Genomic DNA, 21,445 nt, shown 5'->3' with positions numbered 1-21,445 from the left:
ACTACCAGTTTCCCACGTCACGACCTCAGGGGAGCCGCAGCCCGGTAGTGCCGGAGAACACATGCAGCTCGTCGGGACGGATCCGCAGGTGCAGGGTGTCGCCCATGCGCGGCGGTGTGCGCGGGTCCACCCGCGCGACGACGTTGGACTGCGTTCCCGAGGCGTCCTCACCGGCCAGCTTGCCGTAGACGTACGCGTCGGAGCCCAGCTCCTCGACCAGCTCGACCTTCATCGGCAGCGTGCCTTCGGTGTCCGTGGTCACCTCCAGCGACTCCGGACGGAAGCCCAGGGTGATCGTGTCGCCGTCGGCCGCGCTGATGATCTCGCGGCTGAGCGCCACGCTCGCGCCGCCGACCTCGGCGCCGTCCGCGGTCAGCTTCGCCGAGGCCAGGTTCATGGCCGGCGAGCCGATGAAGCCCGCGACGAAGACGTTCGCCGGGTGGTCGTACAGCGCGCGCGGGGTGTCGCACTGCTGGAGCAGACCGTCGGACAGGACCGCGACACGGTCGCCCATCGTCATGGCCTCGACCTGGTCGTGCGTGACGTACACGGTGGTGACGCCGAGGCGGCGCTGCAGCGCGGCGATCTGCGTACGGGTGGACACCCGCAGCTTCGCGTCCAGGTTGGACAGCGGCTCGTCCATCAGGAACACCTGCGGCTCACGCACGATCGCGCGGCCCATGGCGACCCGCTGGCGCTGACCGCCGGAGAGCGCCTTCGGCTTGCGGTCGAGGTAGTCCTCGATGTCGAGCAGCTTCGCCGCGTCGAGCACCTTCTGCTTGATCTCCGACGCCGGGCGGCCCGCGATCTTCAGCGCGAAGCCCATGTTCTGCGCCACGGTCATGTGCGGGTACAGCGCGTAGTTCTGGAAGACCATCGCGATGTCACGCGAGCGCGGCGGCAGCTGGGTGACGTCGCGGTCGCCGATCCAGACGGCGCCTTCGTCGATGTCCTCGAGGCCGGCCAGCATGCGCAGCGCCGTCGACTTGCCGGAGCCGGACGGGCCGACGAGCACCAGGAACTCGCCGTCGGCGATCTCCAGCTCGAGCGCGTCGACGGCGGGCCGCTCGGTCCCGGCATAGCGCCGGGACGCCTTGTCGTAGGTGATGGTGGCCATCGGTCAGTCCTCTCCGAATTTCGCGGGAACCCCGTGCGCGGCTTCGCGCGCCTCGAGGTGGCGTTGCTGGATCTCGTGGCCCGCTGCGCGCTGCGCCCCGGTCGGCTCGTCCAGCTCGAGCCGGTTTCCAGGTCCCTTTTCCGCCCAGGCGGGCGGTTCGGCGGTGCCGGCCAGCGCCCAGGCGGCCTGCCGCGCGGCGCCGAGGGCGACGTACTCGCCGACCTCGGGGATCACCACGGGCACGCCGAACACGATCGGCGCCACGGCCCGCACGGCCGCGGACTGCGCGCCGCCGCCGATGAGCAGCACCCGCCGTACCGCCATGCCCTGCGCGCGGACGGCGTCGAGGCCGGCGGCCAGACCGCACAGCATGCCCTCGACGGACGCGCGGGCGACGTTCTCGGGGCTCATGTTCGCCCTGGTCAGGCCGTGCAGTGAGCCGGTGGCGCCCGGCAGGTTCGGCGTCCGCTCGCCGTCGAGGTACGGAAGCAGCGTGAGCCCGCCCGCGCCCGGCTCGGCGGCCAGCGCCAGCCGGTCGAACCCGGGCAGGTCGATGCCCAGCATCGCGGCGCCCGCGGTGAGCACGCGGGCGGCGTTCAACGCCGCGGTGAGCGGCAGGAACCGGCCGGTCGCGTCGGCGAACCCGGCGACCAGTCCGCTCGCGTCGGCCGAGCCCTGCTCCGCCACGCCGAACACGGTTCCGCTGGTGCCGATCGAGACCACCGCGTCGCCCGGCGCCAGCTCCAGCGCGAGGGCGGCGGCCATGTTGTCGCCGGTGCCCGCGGAGACCAGCATGCCGTTCTCGGTGTGCCCGGCGACCTCGGCCGGGCCCAGCACCGTGGGCAGCTCGGGCGTGCGGCCGCCGAAGGCGTGGGCCAGCACGTCGAGGCGGTAAGTGTTCTCGGTCGGCGAGAAGTACCCGGTGCCGGACGCGTCGCCGCGGTCGGTCACGGCCGTCTCGGGCCGGCCGAGCAGCCGCCAGGTCAGCCAGTCGTGCGGCAGCAGCACGCGCGCCACGCGGTCGGCGTGCTCCGGCTCGTGCTCGGCGAGCCAGCGCAGCTTGGTGACGGTGAAGCTCGCGACCGGCACCGACCCGACGGACTTGGCCCAGACGCCGGGCCCGCCCAGCTCCTCGGTGAGGTCCTTGGCGGCCTGCGCCGAGCGGGTGTCGTTCCACAGCAACGCCGGGCGGACCACCTCCCCCGCCTCGTCGACGGTGACCAGACCGTGCTGCTGACCGCCGATGCCGATGGCCCCGACGCCGTCGAGCACGTCCTTGGTGGCCTCCCCGAACGCTGTCCACCACGCGGCGGGGTCCACCTCGGTGCCGTCCGGATGGGGCGCACGGCCGGTGCGCACGACCTCACCCGTGCGCGCGTCGCAGACCACCACCTTCGACGACTGGGTCGACGAATCGACCCCGGCCACCAGCTCAGCTGTCATAGGGCTGCCCCTCCTCGACGTGTTCGACGGTCTCCACGGCCGTGCCCTCGTTCAGCGCGGCCTCGATCTCCTCGGTCGGCGTGATCTCGCTGGTCACCAGCAGGTCGTAATCACCGACGGAGCCGTGCGCGTACGTGGCGGTGCGGCCGAACTTCGAGTGGTCCAGCACCAGCACGTTGCGGTTCGCGGCGCGCAGCACGGCCTTCTTCAGCTCGGCGTAGTCCCGCACCGGGTGGAACAGCCGCCCGACGGCGACGGCGCTGACGGACACGAAGGCGACGTCCGCGCGCGTGCGGCCGAGCAGTGCCAGCACGTCCGGACCGGAGCAGGAGTCGTACTCGGCGTCGTAGCGGCCGCCCGCGAGCACCACCTCGACGCCGGTGCCCAGCAGCCGCGCGGCGTGCAGGGAGTTGGTGATCACGGTCAGGCCCGGCACCTCCGCCAGCCGCTCGACCAGGGGGAACAGCGTGGTGGAGTCGTCGACGAACACCGTCTGGCCGGGCTCCACCTGACGGATCGCAGCCTCGGCGAGCGCCTCTTTCTCGCCCGCGTGAAGCGTGAACCGGCTCGCGGTCTCCATGGTGAGCGCCGGGTAGGCCTCGACCTTGCCGCGAAGCTTGCGCAGGAGGCGGCGCTCGGCGAGGTCGTCGAGGTCGCGGTGCATCGTCATGAGGCTGACGCCGAAGCGCGCGGTGAGGTCGTCGATGCGGACCTCGCCCAGCTCGATGACGTGGTCGAGGATCTCCTTGCGCCGCTGCTCGACGGCGGCGTCCGACGGCCGGGTCCTAGGCACAGGCCACCCCGCCGGGGGCCGCCTGATCAGGAGTGTCGCCGCTCACACCTGCTTCTTACCAGATTTCACCCCAGGAGTTAACAGGTAACTCGATAACTTCTCGTCAGGCAGGGATCCCTATGAGCTGCGGCCGGCTGCTCGGACCACCCGCAGCGCCGACGGGATGGCGTCGACGATCCCCGACGCCGAAGTCGGCACGCCCTCGGCGGCAAGCGCTCCGGCGAGCGAGTGGACCTGCGCGCCCGCCGACGCCGCCAGCCAAGGGTCGAGGCCGGCCGCCAGCAGCGAGCCGATCAGCCCGGTGAGGACGTCGCCGGAGCCCGCGGTGGCGAGCCAGGAGCCGCGCGGGGTGTTGACCGAGACGCGGCCGTCCGGCGCGGCGACCACCGTGCAATGCCCCTTCAGCAGGACAACGGCGTTGTACTTCTTCGCTGCTTCGCGCGCGGCGGTGAGCCTGTCCGCGCCGGGCTTGCGGCCCATCAGGCGCTCGTACTCCCCCGCGTGCGGCGTCAGCACAAGCGGGGTGTCCGGGTCGCGGGCGTCGAGCACGTCGGGGTCTCGCGCGATGATCGTGGTGGCGTCGGCGTCCGCGCAGACCGGGACGCCCTGGCCGAGGACGTGGCGCAGCAGTTCGCGGCCGTCCGCGCCGGTGCCGATACCCGGCCCGACCACCCAGGCCTGGACGCGCCCGGCGTCGGTGACCGAGCCCGTCGCGACGATCTCCGGCCAGCGGGACCGGACGACCTCGGCCGCGTGCCCGGCGTAGCGGACCATGCCGGCCGTCGCGTGCACGGCCGAGCCGGAGGCGAGCACCGCCGCGCCCGGGTACGTCGCGGAGCCGGCCGCGATGCCGACGACGCCCTGGCTGTACTTGTCGTCCGCCGGGCCGGGAATCGGCCACACGGCGGCGACATCCGCGAGTTCGAGCTGCCGCAGGTCCGGCTCGCCCAGCGAGGGCCGCAGGCCGATGTCCACCAGCACCACCTCGCCGCACTCCTGCGGGGCAAGAGCGTGGACCGGCTTGAGCGCGCCGAACGTGACCGTGCGCGTGGCCGTGACGTGCGGTCCGTCCACGGCGCCGGTATCCGGGTCGACGCCGCTGGGCAGGTCCACCGCGACGATGGGCGCGTCCACCGACTCGACCAGCTTCGCCGCGTCCGGCCGCAACGGCCCCTTCGCCGAGATGCCGACAATGCCGTCGACCACGACGTCCGCCCGATCGATCCATTGTGGACTGTCCTCGAGCGACACCACCCGGCCACCGGAACGGCGCAGCGCGGCCAATCCCGCCGCGTGCGCCTTCTCCGGCTTGAGCAGCACGGCCGAGACGGCCACCCCGCGGCGGCGCAGGAACGCGCCGGCCCACAGGGCGTCACCACCGTTGTTGCCGGACCCCACGAGCAGCACGGCCCGCCGTCCGGACACCGACCCGGTGGTTTCGGCCAGCAGGTCCGCGACCTGCGTGGCCAGCCCGAAAGCGGCGCGGCGCATCAGCTCGCCGTCCGGGGTGACGGCCAGCAGCCGGTCCTCCGCCGCCCGGATCCGCTCCGTGGTCCAGATCCCCAACACGGCAGCGGCCTCCCGCTTTTATTCGACGGTGACGGACTTCGCCAGGTTACGCGGCTTGTCGACGTCGTACCCGCGGGAACGGGCGATCTCCGCGGCCAGCACCTGCAGCGGCACGGTGGACACCAGCGGCTGCAACAGCGTCGGCACGGCCGGGATCTCGATCAGCTCGTCGGCGAACGGCCGCACCGTCTCGTCGCCCTCCTCGGCGATGACGATGGTGCGCGCGCCGCGGGCCTGGATCTCGCTGATGTTCGAGACCAGCTTGGAGTGCAGCACCGCGCGGCCCTTCGGCGACGGCATCACGACGACCACCGGCAGGCCCTCTTCGATCAGCGCGATCGGGCCGTGCTTCAGCTCGCCCGCGGCGAAGCCCTCGGCGTGCATGTACGCCAGTTCCTTGAGCTTCAGCGCGCCTTCGAGCGCCACCGGGAACCCGACGTGACGGCCGAGGAACAGCACCGCGCGCGAGTCCGAGATGCGCCGGGCCAGGTCCCGCGTCTGATCCACAGTGGACAGTACCTTTTGGACGGCGGCCGGCATGGCCTCCAGCTCGGCGAACTCGCGGGCGACCTCGTCCGGGTACTTGGTGCCGCGGGCCTGCGCCAGCGCCAGGCCGACCAGGTAGTTGGCCGCGATCTGGGCGAGGAACGCCTTCGTCGAGGCGACGCCGATCTCCGGGCCGGCGTGGGTGTACAGCACCGCGTCGGACTCACGCGGGATCTGCGCGCCGTTGGTGTTGCAGACGGCCAGCACGCGCGCCTTCTGCTCGCGCGCGTGGCGCACGGCCTCCAGCGTGTCGGCCGTCTCGCCGGACTGGGACACGGCGACCACCAGCGTGTCGCGGTCCAGCACCGGGTCGCGGTAGCGGAACTCGCTGGCCAGCTCGACCTCGACCGGGAGCCGGGTCCAGTGCTCGATCGCGTACTTGGCGACCAGCCCGGAGTGGTACGCCGAACCGCAGGCGACGACGAAGACCTTGTCGACGTCACGCAGGTCCTGGTCGGAGATGCGCTGCTCGTCGAGGATGATGCGGCCGGACTCGAAGTGCCCACGCAGCGTGTTGGCCAGCGCCTCGGGCTGCTCCTCGATCTCCTTGAGCATGAAGTACTCGTGGCCGCCCTTCTCGGCGGCACTCAGGTCCCAGTCGACAGTGAACGGCTTGGCCTGCGCGGCGTCGCCGTGGAAGTCGGTGACCTCGTAGCCGTCGCGGGTGATCACCACGAGCTGGTCCTGGCCCAGCTCGACGGCCTCGCGCGTGTGCTCGATGAAGGCGGCGACGTCGGACGCGACGAACGTCTCACCCTCGCCGACCCCCACCACCAGCGGCGACGACCGGCGCGCCGCGACGATGGTGTCCGGCTGGTCGGCGTGCGTTACGACCAGCGTGAACGCGCCTTCCAGACGGCGGCAGACCGCGGCGACGCTGGCCGCGAAGTCACCCTTGGTTTCGCCGGCGTCGTAGGCGCGGGCGACCAGGTGCGCGGCGGTCTCGCTGTCGGTGTCGCTGGTCATCTCGACGCCGTCAGCCTCCAGCTCCGAGCGGAGTGCGGCGAAGTTCTCGATGATCCCGTTGTGCACCACGGCGACGCGGTTCGACGCGTCCCGGTGCGGGTGCGAGTTCCGGTCCACCGGGGCGCCGTGCGTCGCCCAGCGGGTGTGCCCCATGCCGGCGGTGCCCGCGAAGGCGCCCCGGCCGACCTCGTCGAGCCGGGTCTCCAGGTTCGCCAGGCGACCGGCTTTACGCTCGACGTTCAGCGCGCCCTCGCCGTCCAGCACCGCGACGCCGGCCGAGTCGTAGCCGCGGTACTCCATGCGCCGCAGTCCGCCGAGAACGACGTCCAGGGCCGGCCGGTGTCCGACATATCCCACGATTCCACACACGCGGATAAGCCTAACGAGGGATGTCCAGTCCCCTACTCCGGTACCTTGACGAGCGATTTCTGGCGGGTTGACCAGGCGTTTCACTCATCGGCACATACACTGTAAGGCTGAGCCCGACCCCACCCCTGAAGCGTGGCCGGCCGGCTCGGAGCGGCGGGCGGGCCGGGCGCGGGCCCGGGCAGTAAGGTCACGCGCATGGCCAGCAAGCCCAAGCAGCTGCTCACGGAGCTGTCACACCAGGGGCCCCACGAGGTCCTGCGCGGCAATCTCGCCCTGGTCGGGCTGCCCGGCATCGTGTTCACCCCGCGCAGCGGCCTCGGGCTGCCCGCCATCGCGTTCGGGCACGGCTGGCTGCAGCCGACCGGGCGCTACCGCCGGCTCCTGCACCACCTCGCCAGCTGGGGCGTGGTCGCCGCGGCGCCCGCCACCCAGCGCGGCCCGCTGCCGTCGCACCGCCTGCTGGCCGCGGACCTGCTGACCACGCTGGACGTGATCACCACCGTCCGCCTCGGCCCGGACGGCATCAGCGTCGACCCGGAGAAGCTCGGCCTGGCCGGGCACTCCACCGGCGGCGGCGCCGCGGTACTGGCCGCGGGCACCTCGGCCGCGGCTTCGGTCGCTCCCGCTTCTTCCGGCTCCGGCAAGGCCGCGACCGGCTCGGACCTCGACGCCGAACCGCTCGGCCGGACGTACCCGCGGATCGGTGCCGTCGCCACGATCACCGCCGCCCAGACCTTCCCCCCGGCCACCGAGGCCGCGAAGCTGATCACCGCGCCCGGCCTGCACCTGGCGGCGGCGGAGGACCTGGTCGCCCCGCCGATCGGCCACGCGGAGGCGATCGCCAACGCCTGGGCCGGGCCGGTGCAGCTGCGGACGCTCGGGAAGTCGTCGCACCTCGGGGTCACCGAAGGCCGGCACTGGAGCCAGCTCCTGCTGCACGGCAAGCCCCACCGCAGCACCCAGCAGCTGACGCGGGCCCTGTTCACCGCGTTTTTCCTGACCCACCTCACGGGCACGGACAAGTACCTGCCCCTGCTGGAATCGGCCGTGAAGCGCGCCCCGATCGACCTGCCGGACGAGCCCGCGGCCTGACCTAGTCGACCATCCAGCTGTTGTTGGAGAAATCGTCGTCGTCGAAGGACCCGTGACGGCCGCCGCCTGACGCGGGTGGCGGGATCGGCGTCGTCGACGGTTCCGGTGCGGGCACCGGCTGAGTCGCGGGCGGGGGCCCTTCCAGGATCGGTGCGTCGATCGGCCCGGGTGGCTTCGGCGGGATGTGCTTGCCGAAGTCGTCGCGGGGCTTGTCGTCTTCCTCCGGGCCGAACTCCATGGTCTGCCAGCGATCCACGAGCGTCTTCTCGGTGAGCCAGCCGCCCGCCTCCTTGTGCCGGCGGTTCAGCTCCTGCATGTGCGTGATGTAACGGCCGTGCACGGCGGCATCGCGCTCCATCGACTGGCGCGCCTGGGCTTTGGCTTCCTCGAGGTGCCGCTCGCGCAGGCCGCGCTGCTCCTGGTGCTCCCGCGTCGCGGACTCCATCGCCGAGCGCGCCGCCGCGAGCCGATCAGCCGCGCCGGTCACCGGCCGCCCCCTTCGCCGCGGACGGGCCGGTCACCAACCGCCCCCTCGTGGCGAGCAAGCCGGTCACCAACCGCCCCCTCGCGACGAGCAAGCCGGTCACCGGCCGCCGCCCTCGTTGCGAACGGGCCGGTCGCTCTCATCGTCCAGGGAGCCGCTGATGCGGTTGCCGGTGCCCCGCGCCTCGAACACGTCGTCTCCCAGCCGGTGCTGGCTGCCGGGCCGCTGCTGGTCGCCGCCGGGTGCGCCGCCCAGGCCGCCGCCCATGCCCATCCCCATGCCCATGCCCATGCCCATGCCGCCGAAGCCGCTCGTGCCGTCGGGCATCGTGCCGGCCTGCTGGCCGGCGCCCAGCGGGTCGACGGTGAACCCGCCCGGCGCCGCACCCAGCTGCCCATCGACCGACGACTGGTCGGGCTCGACACCGTGCGCCTGGCCGTCCGGGTCGAGCACGTGCGCACCGAGATCACTCAGCGAAGCCGACGCCGTGGTCGTCTCGTCGGATGCCCCTGAATCAGCCGAAGCCGTGCCGGTCGACGCGTCCACCTCAACGCCGCTCGGCGCCGTGAACCCACCACCGTGCGCGGACACGACGGACCTGGCCGCCCCTTCGGCGCCCGCTCCGCCCACCGACGCGAACATCCCCGAGACGTCTGGCGCCACCGGTCCCGCGCCACCACCAGAACCCGTTCCCGCCACCGAATTCGGCTTCGCATACCCCTCCAGGAATCGCGAAAGCGTCTGGAAGTGGGTGTTGATCGTGTCCGTGGCCGTGGCGCAGAGGCCCTTGAACGAGTCGTACCGCTGGCCGAACTCCGCTGCGAACGGCCCGTTGAGCCACTGCTTCGCGGCCCCGATCGCGTAGTCCTTGTTCTCGTCGGTGAGCCCGCAGTTGTCGTCCCGCAGCCGGTCGCACAGGTTGTTGCCGGGGCACGCGGTGTCGAGCCACTGCGCGATGTCCAGCAGCCTGTCCGGCGATTCGATCTTGCCCTGCGCGACCTCGACGACCTGGTTCGCCAGGTACAGCGGCGCCGTGGCGATCTCGTCGACGCGCAGCTTCAGCACCTCGTCGACCTTGGTCTTCAATGCGGTGTAGATGTGCGTCATCGTCTCGGGGATGAGCTTCGCGGCGCCGTCGACCTGGTCGAGCAGGTCCTGGGCGCCGGGCTGGATGTGCTGCTCGTACTGGGCTTTCGCGGCCTTGGCGCCGTCGCCCTGCCAGTCCTGGAACAGCGTGGTGACGGCGGCGGTCGCGTCAGTGCGCGTCCCGTCGAGGGTCTGGCGCGCGTTGGCCAGCTCCTCGGCGTCGGCGAGGAACTTGCGGAAGTCGAGGTCGGCGTTCTCGGCGAACTTGTCCCGGATGTCCTTGCCGGGCTCGATTTTCTCCGCCGGAGCGTCGGGCATCCGGTTCCAGACCTGGTCCGCCCAGCGCGAGAAGAAGTCGAGCGCCGGCTTCGCGAGGTCGAGCACCTCGTCGGACTTGTTCACCCCGACGCCGCCCGGCGCCGGGGCCTGCTGCGCGTCGAGGGCCTTCTCCGCCCTCGCCGTCTCGTCGCGGTTGGCCTGGTCGCCCTGCGCGTGCGAATCGCGTTCGGCCTGGGCCTTTTCGTAGGCCTCGCCGGCGCCGTCCGGGCCGAGCTGGTGGTACGCCGAGATCGCCGATTGCTTTGTGCTCTCGGTGATGTACGGGTCGTTCTGCAGCGCCTCGATCTGCGCCTCGGTGACGGTCATGAGCGCCCCGCGTCCCGCGCGACCGAGCCCTGCTCCTGGTCGCCCGCCGAATACCGCGCCGCAGCCGCGCCGACGCCACCGCCGAGCTGCAAGAGCTGGCCCGCGTAGCTCTTCATGGCGTCGCCCAAAGCGTTGATGCCGTTGCTGTAGCCCGTGAACGCGTCACCGTGGACACGACCGAAGTCCTTCGCGGTGAGCAGGGTCGGCTTGCCGGCGCCCTCCGCCGTCTTCTCGGCCGCGCGCTCCAGCGACGCCTTGGCGGCCAGCATGCTCTCCGAGTCGTGCCGGTAGCCACCGTCGGACATGGCCCTCGCCCCCTTGCTCCCGCCTGGTCTCGCCCGGTTCGACGCGCCGGGCCGCCCACGGGTGCCGTTTTCCGTGCATGGGGAATCTACCCGGCTAGGTGGCCAGCCAGTCGGTGTTGGCGAAGTCGTCTTCGTCCGGGTGCGCCGCGCCGCGCCGATGCCGTCCGGGCACCGGCGGCGGAGCGGCGGGTTGAACAACCGGCGGGGCCACGACCGGAGGAACCGCGTGCTCCCCGGCAGCGCGGTACCCGGCCCGCCGGTCCTTCTCCGCGTCGTCCTCCTCGAACCCGAAGTCCCTCTCGCTGTCCGCCTTGTCGCCGACGGTCGACTCCATCACCCAGCCGCCGGCCTTCTGTGCCCGCCGCGCGCTCTCCTGCATGCGGACGACCACCTCGCCGACCGTCCGCAGCTGCTTGTCGCTGGCTTCCTTGCTCTCCTGAAGCGCTTTGGTGACCCGGCTGCCGATCAGGCTCAGCCGTTCACCGTTCTCCCGCTCGATGTCGGCGAGCTTGCTCCGGAAGCTCGCCGAGAGGTCGTCGGAACTCATCGTGGGCTCCTTCCCCGAGCGTTAACGGCCGATGACCTCGTCGTCGTCCAGCGAACCGCTGATCCGGCCGCCGGAAGACGACGAGCCGAACAGGCCGGCCTCCACGCGATAAGCGCTGGACGCACGCTGTTGATCCTCCCCGCCACCAGCGCCGGTGTTGCCGGCGCCGCCCATCATTCCGCCCATCATGCCCATCCCGCCGGATGCGGAGCCTTGCTGGTCCGGAGTTCCGGGAGCGGTGCCCAGCTCGGACGTCGACCCCTGGCCGTAGCCGCCGCCGGCCACCCCGGTGGAACTGCCGGTCTCCCCCAGCCCGCTGTCGGCGTGGTGGCCGTCGAAACCGCTGCGGCTGTCGGTCGGGTCCACGAGAGACTGGGCCGTAGTCGAGTCGTCCGGTCCTGTGTGGACGGACGCGGCCGGGATCCCGTGCTGCGCAGCGGCCGGAACGCCACTCGCCACCGGCTGCTCTTGGCCGACGTGGTGCTGAACCTGGGACGCCGGATGCGCTCCCGCGTCGGTCTGCCCGGCGGGAATCGCGGCGCCACCGCCTGACGAGACCGGCGCAGCAGCGCCACCCGGTGAGACCGGCGCTCCCGGCTTGGGATCACCGTCCTCACCGAGGGTGTACTTGGTCGGCTGGCCGGATCCGTCGTCGACGGTCACCACGGTCGGGCCGCTCGCGCCTTCAGGCCGCTCGGCGACGATCTTCAGCTTCCCGTCGTCGATGTGGATCTTGCCGTCCGGTCCGGGCTGGTGCGCTGGGCCGGCATCCTGCGCAGCCGGCGCTCCGCCGTGGCCCGGCTGTCCATCGGCCGACGTGGGCCGGCCATCGCCGAAGTCGAGGCGGTAGTCCTTCGCCTTTCCGGAGCCGTCGTCGACGGTGATGCCCATCCGGCCGTCGGCTCCGGGTTCCGACATCGAGATCCGGTGATCGCCCTGCTCGACCGTCACCTCTTCCGGCTCCGCCGCGTCCTTGATCACGGCACCCGTGCCCGGGTCGATCGGGTACGGCCGGCCGGTCGCGGGATCGACCTCGAGCGGCTGGTGGGTGACCGGATTGAGCCCGGGGACCCCGGTCTGCGGTGCCGGGGACGCGGGAGGCATCTCCGGCAGCTTCGGGGCCGCCCCGGCAGCAGGGGCGGCAGCGGCGGAGGTCCCTCCGCTCGCACCGGGTCCGGCACTGCTACTCGCCCCGCCGGGCGTCCCGCCTGTGGTGTGGGTCCCGCCGCCCTGGTCGCCGCCCGGGCCGACCGAGGTGAACAGGTCCTCGCGCGCGTTGTTCAAGGTCGCGCCGAGACCGTTCCACACCTGGTCGACGCCGGTCCGGGTGTTCTCGCAGACGAGGTGCCAGTTGGACACGTGCTTGTCCATGAAGCCGCAGAAGTCGGCGAGCCACTTCTTGGCCCAGGCCTGCCCCGCGTCCTTCGTGTCGTCGCCCAGGTCGGCGCAGTCGTCGTTGATGGTGCCCTGCAGGTCCGACGGCATGAACCGCAGGAAATGCTTGAAGTCGTCGTCGCTCGCGTTCCGGCCCATCTCGGCGACGCGGATCAGCCGGTCGATGTCCTGCGGCGAAAGGTCGCCCTTGTTCGGGTACTCGGTGATGTAGTAGTCCTGCAGCCATTGGCATTTCGACCGGCACAGCTTCGCGATCGAAGCGGTCGCCCGGTTCACCGCGTCGGCCGCACCGGTCAGCGTCTGTTCGACGGTCTGTGTGCCCTTTTTCACCGTGCCCCAGGAATCCTGCGCGGAGTCCTTCGCGTCGCCTCCCCAGTTGGCGAAAACGGTGGCCATGCGGTTGTCCTGGTCGGCGGCGGCGTCCACCATCGAGCCGTTGACGTCGGTGAATCCCTGCGCGGCCGTCTTGAACTTCGAAAACGGAATGTCGCGCTGCTCGTCGAACGGGTCGCCGACGTCCTGCTGGAACGGGTGCTCGGGCAGGTTCTGGGCCACCGTCGCGCGGGCCCGGTTGTACAGCGGGAGCAGGTTCCGGAACGGCTGCAGCCCGGAGGCGCCGAGGTCGAAGATCTCGTTCGAGTTGGCCACACCAGGATCGGTGTCGCTGCCCTTCGCGGCTTGGTCCTTCAGCTTCTGCCGGTCGCCGTCGACCGCCTGCTGCTGCTTCTGCTGTTGCCCCTGCGCGCTCTTGTCGGCCTGGCCCTTGGCCATGCCGTACCACTTGTCGACGTCGCCGGCGCTCGACGTCTCCCAGTCCATGTCTCCTTCGGAGATGCTGAGCTTGTCCTTGTAGTAGTCCCGCCAGTGGTTGCGGTCTTCGTCGCCCTGGAAGCCGTAGCTCTGGGCGTCGCCCTCTTCTTCCTCGTCCTCGACGTAGTCGAAGTACCGGAGGGCCAGTCCCCGCTTCGTGTTGCTGTCGATGCCGGGGTCGTTCATCAACTGCTGGAACTCTTGGAACGACGGGATGGTGCCGTTGCGCTCGGCCATCACTTACCGCCGCTCTGTCGCACCGCGGCGGAGCTGTCGGCCTCGTTCGCCGAATACTTCTTGCTCGCCGAACCGAGGTTGTTGCCGAAGTCCTCGGACGCCTTCACGTAGCTGTCGACACATTTGCCGACCTTCTCCACGCCGGTTTTGTAGAGCTGGAACGAGCCGTGGTGCTTACGGCCGAAGTCGGCTTCCGTGATCTGCAGCTGCTTCAACGCGGCGAGCGTGGTCTGAAGACGGTCCTTCGCCACGTCTCGCACGAACCCGCCTGCCGATTCCAGCAACTGCGGATCGACGTTCTGCCCCTTGCCCACGATTGTTCGCCCTCCCGTTGCTCCTGCACACGGAATGTACCTGGCCGGTGACGGCGAGCGCAGCGATTCGGGCGATTTCGGGTGGTCAGGAGGCCGCGGAGACGACTCCCGCGAGGCGGTCGGCGGCGGCCTGGGCCGTGGCGGGGGACGGGGCCTCCACCATGACGCGGACGAGCTGCTCCGTGCCGGACGGGCGGAGCAGGACGCGGCCTTCTTCGCCGAGTTCGGCTTCGACCTCGCCGACGGCGTCGCGGACCTCGACCGACGCCGCGACGGCGGCCTTGTCCGCGACGGGGACGTTCACGAGCACCTGCGGGAGACGGTTCATCACCGCGGCGAGTTCGGCCAGCGGCTTGCCCGTCGCGGCCATGCGGGCCATCAGGCGCAGCGCCGTGAGCAGGCCGTCGCCCGTGGTGGCGTGGGCCGGGAGGACCACGTGGCCCGACTGCTCGCCACCGAGGGCCAACCCGGACGCGCGCAGCTCCTCGAGCACGTAACGGTCGCCGACCGCCGTGGTGACCACCGAGATGCCGTTGGCCTTCATCGCCAGGTGCAGGCCCAGATTGCTCATCACCGTGGCGACCAGGGTGTCCTTCACCAGCTCACCCTCGTCGGCGAGCGCGAGCGCCAGCACGGCCATGATCTGGTCGCCGTCCACCAGCTCGCCGGCGGCGTCGACGGCCACGCAGCGGTCGGCGTCGCCGTCGTGCGCGATGCCCAGGTCGGCGCCGTGCTCGACGACGGCGGCCCGCAGCAGGTCCGGGTGGTTCGAGCCGCAGTGCTCGTTGATGTTGATGCCGTCCGGCTCCGCGTGCAGGGCGACCACCTCGGCGCCGGCCCGGCGGTAGGCCTCCGGCGCGGCGACGGACGAAGCGCCGTTCGCGCAGTCGACGACCAGCTTCAGCCCGGCGAGCGGGTGCGGCGTGGCCGAGAGCAGGTGCTCGATGTAGCGGTCCAGCGCGTCCGAAACGTCCGAGACGCGGCCGACGCCGGAGCCGGTCGGGCGGACGACCGCACTGCTGAGGCCCGCCTCGATCTCGTCCTCGATGCCGTCGGGGAGCTTGTGCCCGCCCGCGGCGAAGAGCTTGATGCCGTTGTCCGGCATGGGGTTGTGCGAGGCGGAGATCATCACGCCGAGGTCCGCGTCCAGCGCGCCCACGAGGTGGGCGACGGCGGGCGTCGGGAGGACGCCGAGGCGCAGCACGTCGGCGCCGGCGGAGGCGAGGCCCGCGACCACCGCGGCCTCCAGCATCTCGCCACTGGCCCGCGGGTCACGGCCGACCACGGCGATCGGCCGGTGCGAACGGTCGTGGGCGGCGAGCACCCGCGCCGCGCTGGCGGCGAGCGACAGCGCCAGCTCCGGCGTCAGCTCGGCGTTGGCCAGGCCACGTACCCCGTCGGTGCCGAATAGGCGAGCCATTCTCGACCTCCTTGTCCACGAACAACCACGACAACCTAGCGGCCGTCACGGACCACAGGCCCCCTGCCCCCGCCCCTGGAAAGTCGCTCGCGGAACGCGAAACGCATCGCTTCGGGGACGGGCCCGCCCAAAAAAACACGGGAGCGCCCATCCGATGGACGGATGGGCGCTCCCGGGGTTGCGCCTGAGGCGCGATCAGCGCTTGCTGTACTGCGGAGCCTTACGGGCCTTCTTGAGGCCGTACTTCTTCCGCTCCGTGGCGCGCGCGTCACGGGTCAGGAAGCCGGCCTTCTTCAGGGCCGGGCGGTCGTCGGCGTCGACCTCGATGAGCGCACGGGCGATGGCGAGACGCAGCGCGCCGGCCTGGCCCGAGATGCCGCCACCGTGCAGGTTGGCGAAGATGTCGAACGAGTCGGGCTTGTCGACCAGTACCAGCGGCTCACGGATGAGCTGCTGGTGCACCTTGTTCGGGAAGTACTCCTCGAGCGTGCGGCCGTTCAGCTTGAACTCGCCGGTGCCGGGGATCACGCGAACGCGGACCACGGCCTCCTTGCGACGGCCGACGGTCTGGGCGTTGCCGCCCGCGGCCCGCGACGGACGCGGGGCAGCCGCGGTCTCGCTGGTCGCGACAGCGTCGGCGACCGCGGGGGTCTCCGACGTCGCGACGACGGCCTCGGTCTCGGTGCTGGTCACAGACTGTTCCTCACTCACTGCGCGACCTGCGCGATCTTGGTGATCTCGCGCGCCTGCGGCAGCTGCGCGGCGTGCGGGTGCTGCGGGCCGGCGTAGACCTTCAGCTTCTTCGCCTGGGCGCGGCCGAGCTTGTTCTTCGGCAGCATGCCCTTGACGACCTTCTCGAGAAGGTGCTCGGGCTTGGTGTCGAGCAGCTCGCCGAACGAGCGCTTGCGCAGGCCACCGGGGTAACCGCTGTGGCGGTACGCGAACTTCTGCTCGCGCTTGTTACCGGTGAGCGCGACCTTCTCGGCGTTGACGATGATGACGAAGTCACCGGTGTCCACGTGCGGGGCGTAGGTCGGCTTGTGCTTGCCGCGCAGCAGCGTGGCGACCTCGGTCGCGAGCCGGCCGAGCACGACATCCTCGGCGTCGATCACGTGCCAGGCACGAGTGACGTCGCCGGGCTTGGGGCTGTACGTGGGCAAGGGTCTACCTCGTCGTCAACATTGCGTGTGGGTTCTGTGCGGGCCTAGCGCTGACGCGCCGCAACGCACAACGACATATGAAGATACCCCCCTGTTCGCGGCGCCCGGACAGCGGGGTGGCGAACAAGGCCTCATCCTACGAGTGCACGGTGGGCCCGTTCAGAGTGAAGTGTACCGGGTGGTTCGAGCGGAACCGCCTGCGCGTCCCGGCGTCGAACGCGATGATGAGACGATCGCGGCGGCGAGGCGAGGACCGGGGGACATCGATGGCGAAACGGGCAGTGAAGGCGATCAGCGCGGTGAGCGCCGTGCTGGTGCTCGCGAGCGCTTGCGGGCAGGCGCGCGCCGGCACCGCGCTGCCGGACGGCGACCAGGCGGCCTCGTACGTCGGCGCCAAGTTCGAGAAGGCGATGTCCAAGCTCGAGGACTCCATCCTCGACGCCCGCGACGTGACGAATTCCGCCGACGCGTACCTGCGCATCGACGACAAGTACGTGCACAACCTCATCACGTCGGCGCGCACCGGCAGCCCGGAGAGCCGCGTGGTGCACAACCGGTCGCAGAAGAACCCGGACGAGATCATCGACTCGTTCACCCCCGCCGACGGCCCGGTCGAGTACCTGTACCTCGGCCCGGCGTACAAGTCGCTGGAGCCGACGCCGTGGGTGTCGATGCCGAAGCCCGACGCCGGCCTGGTGCAGCCCTGCGCGTGGGGCGGCGTGCTGACGGCGTGCAAGATGGCCGACGCCGTCGACGCCTCGTACGCCGCCGACAAGAAAGCCGTCCGCGGCGCCAAGAGCATGGGCGACGGGACGACCGAGCTGACCGTGAACGTGCCGTTCTCGCAGTTCCTGGACAAGCGCGTGGAAGTCATCCCGGCCGACCTGCAGGCGAAGATCGGCGCCGACCTCCGCAAGGACCCGGTGCCCACCACGATCCGCCTCAACCCGGACGGCTCCCTCATCGAGTTCGTGATGAACGCCAAGCTCCAAGGCGGCGGCCACAACATCGAACTCCGCTACGACTTCCGCTTCACCGGCAAGGCCAGCGCCCAGGACCTCCCCAAGCCCCCGGACGCGACCCAGGTCACGGCCCTGCCGGACGCCGCCGCGAAACAGGACTTCTACGCCCGCCTCAGCCAACTGCAAGGCAACTGATGAACACCCGAGGTGATCTCCGATGAGCCAGCCGCCCGAGCAACCGACCGGGCAGCCGACCGGGGCGGGTGAGCCGGGTGGGTCGCCTGGTGGGTCGCACAGCGGGCCGCCGGGGATGCCGGGTGGGCCGCAGGCGGGTGGACAGCAGCAGTGGTGGCAGCCGCCCGCTGCCGGACAGCCGGGGCAGGCGGGACAGCTGGGCCAAGCGGGGCAGGCGGGACAGCTGGGCCAAGCGGGGCAGGTCGGACAGGCGGACCAGCCGGGCCAGGCAGGGCAGCTGGGCCAGGCGGGGCAACAAGGACAGCCGGGGCAGCCGGGCCAAGCGGGGCAGCCGGGGCAGGTAGGGCAGCCGCAGGGCGCTGCGACCGGGCCCTGGCAGCAGCAGCCGGACCAGACTGGCGGGGGTTGGGCTCCGAGTGGTCCGGCACCGTCGGGCCCGTGGCAGCAGCCCGGTGACAGCCAGCAAGGCCAATGGCAACAACAGCCGGGCGGGCAACAGGTTGTCTGGCAACAGCCAGGGCAAGCACACCCCGGACCGGCGCAGCCAGGGCAGGCACAGAGCTGGCCTCAACAACCGGCACAACAGCCACCCCAGCAACCGACACAGCCGGGCGCTTGGCCCCAACCCGCCACCCCTGACACCGGCGGCTGGCAAGCACAACAACCGGCGCAACCGGGTACTTGGGCCCAGCCCACCACGCCCGACAGCGGCGGCTGGCAAGCGCAGCAGTCGCCTCAGCAATCGGCGCAGCCGGGTACTTGGGGCCAGCCCACCACATCCGACGGCGGTGGCTGGCAAGGACAACAACCGGCACAGCGATTCGCCCAGTCGGGCACGTGGGCGCAACCCGCAACTCCCGAGAGTGGTGGCTGGCAAGCACAGCAGCCACCCGGTGGCGGGTTCGGGCAGCAAGCCGCTGGGGTGCCATCGTCGGCGGGCGTGGTGTTCGGGGGGTCGTCGCCGGCGGGTGCGCAAGACCAGGCCGGTCCGCAGCAATCCAGCCAGCAAGCCGGCCAGCAGCAGTCTGGGCCACAGCAGGGTGGTCCGCAGCAGTCCAGCCAGCAGCAAGTCAGCCTGCAGCAAGGTGGTCTGCAGCAGTCCGGCCAGCAGCAAGCCGGGCCGCAGCAAACCAGCCAGCAGCAAGCCAGCCGGCAGCAAGGTGGTCCGCAGCAGTCCGGCCAGCAGCAAGCCGGGCAACTGCAAGCCGGGCCGCAGGAGTTTGGGGGTGGGTTCCAGCCGTCGCAGTATGGGGGGCTTGGGGCGTTTTCCGCGGAGGCCGTGCGGAAGGCGCCGCGGTCGAAGCGGCCGCTCGTGATTGGCGGGGGCGTTGTTGCGGTGGTGGTTGTGGGTGGGGTCGTGGCGTGGTTGCTCGGAGCGTTCCAAGGGGACACTCTCGAGCAGAAGTCCTTGCAGGACGGCGTTTCCCGGGTGCTCAACCAGAACTACGGCGAGCCCGACGTGAAGAACGTCCAGTGCCCGGGAGGCGAATCCGTGACCAACGGGACGACGTTCGACTGCAGCGTGCAGATCGGCGGCCAGCCGAAGAAGGTGACCGTGCGGGTGCTCAACGACAAGCCCGAGTACTCGGTCGGCGCCCCGCACTGAATTCCCCGATGTGGGGGACATAATCCGTCGGCCAAGAATTCCGTGTGGGTACGGAATTCTTGGCCGGGACCGCCACACGGAACTCGGCGACAACACCAGCACCGTCGAAAACTGTGCCGTGACGGCACGGCCGGTCCGCTGCCGAATTCCGTGTCGCGCCGGTGTCGTATGCACAAAGACTCGCTGAACACTCGCCCGGCAACGAAAAACGGCGGGCCGGCACCGAAGTGCCTGGCCCGCCGTGGTTTCGGCCGGAGGTGGCTCAGAACAGGTTCTGAACGCCCTTGTCCGTGCTCTGGTAACCATCCGCGATCTGCGGCAGCACCGCGGCGATCTGCGCGAGAACCTGCTTGAGGTCCTCGAACTTCTGGTCCCACTCACGCTGCGCGTTCATGTACTGGTCCTTGGCTTCACCGGACCAGCTCTGGATCAGCGGGTTCAGGTCGTCCTTCAGCTGGTCGAACGACTGCTGCAGCTCCTTGCCGGTCGACGTGCAGTCGTCGGCAGCCGCGTGGATGGTGGCGTAATCGACAAGAATGCCGTCAGCCATGGTGAACTCCCTTGCTAATCAGTGAAGAAGAAGTCTTGGGGTGGAAAGAAAACCGGGCGGAAGGCCCAGATCAGCCGAGGACGCCGAAGCCCTTGTTCATCGACTGCATGATCTCCTGCTGCTGCTCCTCAGAGCGCTTGTACTTGGAGCCCGCTTCCTGAAGCAGGTTCGCGATGTTCTGCAGGGCCTGGTTCATGCCCTTGCCGTCCTCGTCGAAGCGCTGCATGACGTGGTCGAACGCCTTCTGCGCCTCGCCCTGCCACCCCGCGCGGGTCGCTTCGATCCGGTCGCGCAGCTGCGAGAGGTTCTGGTCCATCCGGGCGCGAACGTCGGTGACGCGACCCTCAGCGTCGGTGAACTGCTCCGGAGTCCCTGTAAAACCGCCAGCCATGGGAGCTACCCCCTTCATTTAGTGGTTGTCCGCACTAGCTCGTGTTTGTTTCGTACGGACCTACGACGAAGACATTGCCATGACTGGTTCCCCCTTGTCGCTGTTTGGCGGCAAGTAGTTGCTTGCGTGAACGCGAGATCCGGGAACCGATCACCACGGGCGGCGCCGAGCGCTGGGCATGCACAGACCCGTTGTCGGAAAAGAAGACTTCCACCTGCATGGTTAGCAGACGCACAGCGGGATCCGAAGCGGATTCACTACGCCTGACGCATGATTCGCAACTGCGAAAAGTCTTCGTCGCCTTCACTCGTCCGTGGGGGACGCGGTGAAGAATTCGGCGCCGGCTCCGCCAATTCCGCTGCGGCGGGGACCTCCGGCACGGGCAGGCCACGCGCCGCGCGGAACCGCTGGGCGGCGCCCCGCAGCACGCTCGGCACCGGCTCGGCCCCGCCGGAGAGCCGCTGGCGGCCGAACTGCTTCAGCAGCTCCCGGTTCTCGGTGCGGTGCCGTTCGTTGCGGGCGAGCGCAGTACCGGCGACACGGCGCGCGTACGTGACCGCGTCCTGCCCCGCTCGGGTGAAAGCCGCCGTTGCGGACTCGGGTTCGGACGGCACGGGCACTCCTCAGCTGGTGATCTTCAGCGTTCGCACGACCTGGTCGCAGGCCGCGGCGACACGCTGCCGCAACGCCGGCACGTTGTACTGACAGCCGACGTGCACGCGGAACTTCCCTTGCACCACCACGTACCAATCGACCTGCAACTGGTCGCCCTTGGTCTCGTGGTAGCCGATGACGGTGCGGCCACCATAGGTCATGCCGGGATCGAACCCGCTGTACTTCTCCTGACTACCCGCCTCGGCCCGCAACGCGTCGATGAGCCGCTGGCGGTCTGCCGTCGCGTCATAGTCCATCACGTACTCCTGCGCGACCAGGAGATCATCACCCGCGACGGATTCCTGCGGGTGCAGGATCACCTGTCGCTGGGCGACCTGGTCGCTCGTCTGCACCCAGTCTTCCGGCGCGACAAGGCTGAAGTCGTACTGCGCGTACGGCCGGCCCGGCGCCGGGCCGGACTGGTCGCCCGGCCGGGTCACCAGGAACACCACCAGCCCCGCGACGAGCAAGACCACCACGACGAGAACGCCGATCCACAGCAGCTTCGAACGCCGCTTCCGATCATGTGCTTCGGCGCCTTCGCGACCTGACGACGGCGCCCACGACGGCGCACCGCCCGGACGGACGGCAGTCGGCCCGCTGCTCGGTCCACTGCCCAGTGCGGAACCGGCACCGCCAGGTCGGCCGACCAGCGCGGGCCTGCCGCCCGATGCCGATCCGGCGCCACCTGGACCGCCGCCCAACGCAGATCCGGCGCCACCATGGCCGCCGCCCAACGCAGATCCGGCGCCACCAAGACCGCCACCCAACGCAGATCCGGCGCCACCA

At 70.7% G+C, this 21,445-nt stretch carries 21 protein-coding genes; 3 read left to right on the top strand and 18 right to left on the bottom strand.

Annotated elements, in window-relative coordinates; all coding sequences use genetic code 11:
- Window positions 1-25: 25 nt before the first annotated feature.
- The 5 genes from BMY97_RS31295 to glmS form a co-directional block, all read right to left on the bottom strand.
- Window positions 26-1,117, bottom strand: coding sequence for an ABC transporter ATP-binding protein (locus BMY97_RS31295; RefSeq protein WP_091623835.1), 1,092 nt, complete (start codon window positions 1,115-1,117; stop codon window positions 26-28).
- 3 nt (window positions 1,118-1,120) lie between these two features.
- Window positions 1,121-2,560, bottom strand: a complete 1,440-nt coding sequence (xylB, locus tag BMY97_RS31290) for a xylulokinase (RefSeq protein ID WP_091623833.1) — start codon at window positions 2,558-2,560, stop codon at window positions 1,121-1,123.
- Window positions 2,550-3,353, bottom strand: coding sequence for a DeoR/GlpR family DNA-binding transcription regulator (locus tag BMY97_RS31285; protein WP_091623830.1), 804 nt, complete (start codon window positions 3,351-3,353; stop codon window positions 2,550-2,552). Before BMY97_RS31285 ends, xylB begins: the two co-directional genes overlap by 11 nt.
- Window positions 3,354-3,470: 117 nt before the next feature.
- A complete protein-coding gene (locus BMY97_RS31280; protein ID WP_091623827.1) occupies window positions 3,471-4,922 on the bottom strand; it encodes an NAD(P)H-hydrate dehydratase in 1,452 nt (483 codons plus the stop codon).
- 18 nt (window positions 4,923-4,940) lie between these two features.
- Complete coding sequence (glmS, locus tag BMY97_RS31275; RefSeq protein ID WP_091623825.1) at window positions 4,941-6,803, bottom strand: glutamine--fructose-6-phosphate transaminase (isomerizing); 1,863 nt, start codon at window positions 6,801-6,803, stop codon at window positions 4,941-4,943.
- A gap of 195 nt (window positions 6,804-6,998) precedes the next feature.
- Between glmS and BMY97_RS31270 the strand changes: the two genes are divergently transcribed.
- Window positions 6,999-7,895 carry a dienelactone hydrolase family protein gene (locus BMY97_RS31270; protein WP_091623822.1) on the top strand — a complete coding sequence of 299 codons (897 nt, stop codon included), beginning with the start codon at window positions 6,999-7,001 and terminating at the stop codon, window positions 7,893-7,895.
- Window position 7,896: 1 nt separating this feature from the next.
- Here BMY97_RS31270 and BMY97_RS31265 read toward each other — a convergent pair whose 3' ends face one another.
- From BMY97_RS31265 to rplM, 9 genes are all read right to left on the bottom strand, one after another.
- The gene (locus BMY97_RS31265; RefSeq protein WP_245787598.1) at window positions 7,897-8,382 is read right to left on the bottom strand and encodes a hypothetical protein; all 486 of its coding nucleotides are present in this window, start codon (window positions 8,380-8,382) and stop codon (window positions 7,897-7,899) included.
- Between the two features lie 96 nt (window positions 8,383-8,478).
- Window positions 8,479-10,110, bottom strand: coding sequence for a WXG100 family type VII secretion target (locus BMY97_RS31260; protein ID WP_091623820.1), 1,632 nt, complete (start codon window positions 10,108-10,110; stop codon window positions 8,479-8,481).
- The gene (locus BMY97_RS31255; protein ID WP_091623817.1) at window positions 10,107-10,415 is read right to left on the bottom strand and encodes a hypothetical protein; all 309 of its coding nucleotides are present in this window, start codon (window positions 10,413-10,415) and stop codon (window positions 10,107-10,109) included. The genes BMY97_RS31260 and BMY97_RS31255 overlap by 4 nt, the downstream gene beginning before the upstream one ends.
- A gap of 94 nt (window positions 10,416-10,509) precedes the next feature.
- Window positions 10,510-10,962 carry a hypothetical protein gene (locus tag BMY97_RS31250; protein WP_091623814.1) on the bottom strand — a complete coding sequence of 151 codons (453 nt, stop codon included), beginning with the start codon at window positions 10,960-10,962 and terminating at the stop codon, window positions 10,510-10,512.
- Window positions 10,963-10,983: 21 nt separating this feature from the next.
- Window positions 10,984-13,404: a WXG100 family type VII secretion target gene (locus BMY97_RS31245; RefSeq protein ID WP_091623812.1), complete on the bottom strand. Its 2,421-nt coding sequence runs from the start codon at window positions 13,402-13,404 to the stop codon at window positions 10,984-10,986.
- The gene (locus BMY97_RS31240; protein ID WP_245787597.1) at window positions 13,404-13,718 is read right to left on the bottom strand and encodes a hypothetical protein; all 315 of its coding nucleotides are present in this window, start codon (window positions 13,716-13,718) and stop codon (window positions 13,404-13,406) included. The genes BMY97_RS31245 and BMY97_RS31240 overlap by 1 nt, the downstream gene beginning before the upstream one ends.
- An 85-nt stretch (window positions 13,719-13,803) precedes the next feature.
- Window positions 13,804-15,138 carry a phosphoglucosamine mutase gene (gene glmM, locus BMY97_RS31235; RefSeq protein ID WP_091623807.1) on the bottom strand — a complete coding sequence of 445 codons (1,335 nt, stop codon included), beginning with the start codon at window positions 15,136-15,138 and terminating at the stop codon, window positions 13,804-13,806.
- A gap of 195 nt (window positions 15,139-15,333) precedes the next feature.
- Window positions 15,334-15,831: a 30S ribosomal protein S9 gene (gene rpsI / locus BMY97_RS31230; RefSeq protein ID WP_091623805.1), complete on the bottom strand. Its 498-nt coding sequence runs from the start codon at window positions 15,829-15,831 to the stop codon at window positions 15,334-15,336.
- 14 nt (window positions 15,832-15,845) lie between these two features.
- Complete coding sequence (rplM, locus tag BMY97_RS31225) at window positions 15,846-16,298, bottom strand: 50S ribosomal protein L13 (RefSeq protein WP_091623802.1); 453 nt, start codon at window positions 16,296-16,298, stop codon at window positions 15,846-15,848.
- Window positions 16,299-16,564: 266 nt separating this feature from the next.
- Here rplM and BMY97_RS31220 point away from each other — a divergent pair, with 266 nt between their 5' ends.
- Entirely contained in the window at window positions 16,565-17,455 is an 891-nt protein-coding gene (locus BMY97_RS31220; protein ID WP_091623798.1) for a hypothetical protein, read from the top strand.
- A gap of 940 nt (window positions 17,456-18,395) precedes the next feature.
- Window positions 18,396-19,061 (top strand): DUF4333 domain-containing protein, encoded by a 666-nt coding sequence (locus BMY97_RS31215; protein ID WP_091623795.1) that lies wholly within the window; start codon window positions 18,396-18,398, stop codon window positions 19,059-19,061.
- Between the two features lie 262 nt (window positions 19,062-19,323).
- On the opposite strand, the gene BMY97_RS31210 is transcribed toward BMY97_RS31215, so the two are convergent.
- The 4 genes from BMY97_RS31210 to BMY97_RS48730 all read right to left on the bottom strand — a co-directional run bounded on the left by BMY97_RS31210 (window position 19,324) and on the right by BMY97_RS48730 (window position 21,135).
- Complete coding sequence (locus BMY97_RS31210) at window positions 19,324-19,611, bottom strand: WXG100 family type VII secretion target (RefSeq protein ID WP_091623792.1); 288 nt, start codon at window positions 19,609-19,611, stop codon at window positions 19,324-19,326.
- A 70-nt stretch (window positions 19,612-19,681) separates the two neighbouring features.
- Entirely contained in the window at window positions 19,682-20,002 is a 321-nt protein-coding gene (locus BMY97_RS31205; RefSeq protein WP_091623789.1) for a WXG100 family type VII secretion target, read from the bottom strand.
- Between the two features lie 257 nt (window positions 20,003-20,259).
- Complete coding sequence (locus BMY97_RS31200) at window positions 20,260-20,616, bottom strand: hypothetical protein (protein WP_091623786.1); 357 nt, start codon at window positions 20,614-20,616, stop codon at window positions 20,260-20,262.
- Between the two features lie 9 nt (window positions 20,617-20,625).
- Window positions 20,626-21,135, bottom strand: coding sequence for a type VII secretion-associated protein (locus BMY97_RS48730; RefSeq protein WP_245787596.1), 510 nt, complete (start codon window positions 21,133-21,135; stop codon window positions 20,626-20,628).
- Window positions 21,136-21,445 lie beyond the last annotated feature (310 nt).

The organism is Amycolatopsis saalfeldensis (genome assembly GCF_900110575.1).
GTDB lineage: Bacteria > Actinomycetota > Actinomycetes > Mycobacteriales > Pseudonocardiaceae > Amycolatopsis > Amycolatopsis saalfeldensis.
The sequence above is the reverse complement of the archived record's forward strand: the minus strand, read 5'-3'. Positions and strand labels throughout refer to the sequence as shown.